This window comes from Phenylobacterium sp. (assembly GCF_030645195.1).
Lineage (GTDB): Bacteria > Pseudomonadota > Alphaproteobacteria > Caulobacterales > Caulobacteraceae > Phenylobacterium.
On the sequence record NZ_JAUSLW010000172.1, the window covers coordinates 1 to 3,564 of the forward strand.

At 70.5% G+C, this 3,564-nt stretch carries 5 protein-coding genes; 3 read left to right on the plus strand and 2 right to left on the minus strand.

Annotation, left to right across the window (positions count from 1 at the left end):
- The 3 genes from Q7T09_RS14245 to rimM form a co-directional block, all read left to right on the plus strand.
- Positions 1-1,056 (plus strand): signal recognition particle protein (locus Q7T09_RS14245; RefSeq protein WP_304700550.1); only part of this gene is annotated, 1,056 nt, incomplete at its 5' end.
- Positions 1,057-1,075: 19 nt separating this feature from the next.
- Entirely contained in the window at positions 1,076-1,657 is a 582-nt protein-coding gene (gene rpsP, locus Q7T09_RS14250) for a 30S ribosomal protein S16 (protein WP_304700551.1), read from the plus strand.
- Positions 1,658-1,683: 26 nt separating this feature from the next.
- Positions 1,684-2,220: a ribosome maturation factor RimM gene (gene rimM / locus Q7T09_RS14255; protein WP_304700552.1), complete on the plus strand. Its 537-nt coding sequence runs from the start codon at positions 1,684-1,686 to the stop codon at positions 2,218-2,220.
- A gap of 28 nt (positions 2,221-2,248) precedes the next feature.
- Here the strand turns inward: rimM and Q7T09_RS14260 are convergent, their stop codons facing one another.
- Together Q7T09_RS14260 and Q7T09_RS14265 are read right to left on the minus strand one after the other, a co-directional pair.
- Positions 2,249-3,046: an isocitrate lyase/phosphoenolpyruvate mutase family protein gene (locus Q7T09_RS14260; protein ID WP_304700553.1), complete on the minus strand. Its 798-nt coding sequence runs from the start codon at positions 3,044-3,046 to the stop codon at positions 2,249-2,251.
- A gap of 85 nt (positions 3,047-3,131) precedes the next feature.
- Positions 3,132-3,380 (minus strand): zinc-finger domain-containing protein, encoded by a 249-nt coding sequence (locus tag Q7T09_RS14265; RefSeq protein WP_304700554.1) that lies wholly within the window; start codon positions 3,378-3,380, stop codon positions 3,132-3,134.
- Positions 3,381-3,564 lie beyond the last annotated feature (184 nt).

A 3,564-nucleotide genomic window follows, 5' to 3' on the forward strand; every position in this document is an offset into this window, starting at 1 on the left:
CTGCCCATCGTGGCCGGCCAGAGCGCCCCGGATATCGCCCGGCGCGCCATGAGCGCCGCCAAGCTGCAGGGCTACGACATCCTCATCCTCGACACCGCCGGGCGCACGACGCTCGACGAGGCGATGATGAGCGAGGCCGCCCAGATCGCGCGGATTTCGAACCCCTCCGAGACCCTGCTGGTGGCCGACAGCCTCACCGGCCAGGACGCAGTGCGCACCGCCAAGGCCTTCCATGAGCGCCTGCCGCTCACCGGCCTGGTGCTGACCCGCGCCGACGGCGACGGCCGCGGCGGGGCGGCGCTCTCCATGCGCGCGGTCACCGGCCTGCCCATCAAGTTCCTGGGCGTCTCGGAGAAGATCGACGGCCTGGACGTCTTCGACGCCGCCCGGGTGGCCGGCCGCATCCTGGGCCAGGGCGACGTGGTCGCCCTGGTGGAGAAGGCCAGCGCCGACCTCGACGTCGCCAAGGCCGAGGCCATGGCCAAGAAGCTGGCCAAGGGCCAGTTCGACCTGGACATGATGGCCGACCAGTTCGCCCAGATGAAGAAGATGGGCGGCATGGAGGGGCTGATGGGCTTCCTGCCCGGCGTCCAGAAGATGAAGAAGCAGATCGCCGACGCCAACATCTCCGACAAGGCCCTGGACCGCCAGGCGGCCATCATCTCCTCGATGACCAAGCTGGAGCGCAAGAAGCCCGACATCCTGGCCGCCTCGCGCAAGCGCCGCATCGCCAAGGGCGCCGGGGTGGACGTCTCGGAGGTCAATCGTCTCCTGAAGCAGCATCGCCAGATGGCCGACGCCTTCAAGATGATGAGCAAGGACGGCGGCAAGGGCTTCGCCCGCATGGCTGGCATGATGGGCGGCGGCGGCGGCATGGACCGGCTGAAGGCGCTCGGCGGCGGCAAGCTAGCCATGCCCGACCAGAACCAACTCGAAGAACTCGGCAAGATGGCCGCGGGCGGGGGCAAGCCGCCCGGCCTCGGCGATGGCGGCCCCAAACTTCCCGGCCTGGGCGGCGGCCTGCCCCCCGGCTTCAATCCCTTCAAGAAATCCTAGAGATAACAAGGACTAGACCATGCTGAAGATCCGTCTCGCCCGTGGCGGCGCCAAGAAGCGCCCCTACTACTCCATCGTCGTCGCCGACAGCCACTCGCCCCGCGACGGCCGTTTCATCGAGAAGGTGGGCACCTACAACCCGCTGCTGAAGCGTGACGACCCGACCCGCGTCACCCTGAAGCTGGAGTCCATCCAGGCCTGGATCGCCAAGGGCGCCCAGCCCACCGACCGCGTCGCGCGCTTCCTGGCCCAGGCCGGCGTCGTGAAGTGGGAACACGGCAACAACCCCAACAAGGGCAAGCCCGGCAAGAAGGCCGTCGAGCGCACCGAAGAGCGCGCCCAGCGCGACGCCGCCGCCGCCGCGGCCCTGGAAGAAGCCAAGAACGCCCCGGCGCCCGAGCCGGAACCCGTCGTGGAAGCCGCTCCGGAAGCCCCGGCCGCTGAAGCCCCGGCCGCCGAGGCGCCCGCCGCCGAAGAAGCCCCCGCCGCGGAAGCCGCGCCGGCTGCTGAAGAGGCCCCGGCCGCTGAAGCCGCTCCGGCCGCTGAAGCCGCCGCCGAGCCGGCCGCCGAGGCCGCCGCCGACGAAAAGACCGAAGGCTGAGGCTTGGGCGGGAGGCGGTAAGTCCCATGGCTGACCGCCTCCTCCAGGTCGCCCGCGTCGCCGGAGCCTTCGGCGTGCGCGGGGAGATTCGCATCACCACCTTCACCGAGGATCCCCTGGCGCTGGCGACCTACAAGGTCCTGCTGCGCCAGGACGGGTCTCCGGGCCTGACCATCACGACGGCCCGGCCGGTGAAGGGGGCGATCATCGCCCGCGCCAAGGGCGTCGACACCCGCGACCAGGCCGAGGCGCTGCGTGGCCTGACCCTCTTCGTCTCCCGCGACAGCCTGCCGCCGCCGGACGAGGACGAGTTCTACCTGGCCGACCTGATCGGCCTGGCCATCGAGACCCCAGAGGGCCAGGCCCTGGGGACCGTCAAGACCGTCTCGGACTTCGGGGCCGGCGACCTGATCGAGGTCCAGCCGCCCATGGGCGCCAGCTGGTGGCTGCCCTTCACCCGCGAGGCCGTGCCCGAGGTGCGGATGAGCGAGGGTAAGCTTATCGCGGTGCGACCGGTTGAGATCGACGGCGACGCGGCCGACGAGGGCGAAGAACGCCCCTAGCCCTTCGCCGGGATGAGCGGGTTTTGAGTCAACCGAACCACTTGTTGAAGCTGGGCAGGCCCTCGGAGAGCGGCGCGAGGGGGTCGGACTCGCCATCCTTCAGATAGGCCGCCGTGGCCCGGGCGAGCGTCCCATAGGCCGCGGCGAACAGGCCGCCGCCCGAGGACAGCCGCCGCAGCCCCGCCGCCTGCAGCCTCGCGGCGCTGGGCAGGCCGGGGCGGGCCATGGCGTTGACCGGCAGGGCGATCTCCTTGGCGAAGGTGGTCAGAAGGGCCTCGTCGGTGGGACCGGGTACGAAAACGCCATCGGCGCCGGCGGCCGCGTAGGTCCTGGCGCGCGCGATCACCTCGGCCTGGGCGGCCTCGCCCTCCATCAGCCCCTTCAGATAGACGTCGGTGCGGGCGTTGATGAACAGGGCGACGCCGGCCTGATCGGCGGCCTTGCGGGCCGCCTCGATCTTGCGGGCGTGCAGGGCCGGGTCGCGCTTGCCGTCCTCCAGATTGATCCCCACGGCGCCGGCCCCCACCACCGCCTTGATGGTTTCGGAAAGCTGGGAAAGGTCGTCGGTATAGCCGCCCTCGATGTCGGCGGTGAGCGGGACCTTCAGGACGCGGCTCATCTCGGCGATGGCGGTCAGCACCAGGGGAACGGGGAAGAAATCCCCGTCGGCATAGCCGTGGGCCCAGGCCACCGCGGCGCTGGAAGTGGCCACGGCCCTGGCGCCGGCGTCCTCCATGATCGCGGCGCTGGCGGCGTCCCAGGCGTTGGGCAGGACCAGGATCTCGGGGCCTGAGTGCAGGGCCTTGAAGGCGGCGGCTTGGCTCATGGACGTCTCCTCTTATCGTCAGGACGATATAGGAAGCGCCGCCGTGACATGCTCGCGGAGAACGGACTCCGACAAGGCCTGGAAATTAGTGCCCGTGCGGGCCCTCATAGACGCCGGGCGCCAGGCGCTCGTCCTCGGGGCCCTCGGTCCCGGCGGCCAGCACGAAGCGGCGGTCGCAATAGGGGCATTCGACGAAGGTGGCCTCCCCCATCTCCAGCCAGACCCGCGGATGGCCCAGCGCCCCGCCGACGCCGTCGCAGGCGATGCGGCCGGTCCGCACCACCACCGTTTCCGGGGCGGGTAGGTTGGCGGCCAAGGCCCCCTTGGCGGGCATGGGTTCGGCATGGGCGCCCTGGTTGGGGACGGGAACGGCTTTGCGGGCCATGATGCAACTCTCCGGCGGCGGACGCTTGGCGACAGGTCCGCGCGCGCCTAGGTATGCGACCATAGCTTTCGCCGTCAATCGCGGCCGTTTTCGAAAAGTCCCCTATGATCCTTCCCGACTTCGCCATCGAGGC

Bases quoted from the DNA above. Each gene is read 5' to 3' on its own strand.
- rimM (WP_304700552.1), top strand. From the start codon at position 1,684: ATGGCTGACCGCCTCCTCCAGGTCGCCCGCGTCGCCGGAGCCTTCGGC.
- Q7T09_RS14265 (WP_304700554.1), bottom strand. From the start codon at position 3,380: ATGCCCGCCAAGGGGGCCTTGGCCGCCAACCTACCCGCCCCGGAAACG.
- Q7T09_RS14260 (WP_304700553.1), bottom strand. From the start codon at position 3,046: ATGAGCCAAGCCGCCGCCTTCAAGGCCCTGCACTCAGGCCCCGAGATC.
- rpsP (WP_304700551.1), top strand. From the start codon at position 1,076: ATGCTGAAGATCCGTCTCGCCCGTGGCGGCGCCAAGAAGCGCCCCTAC.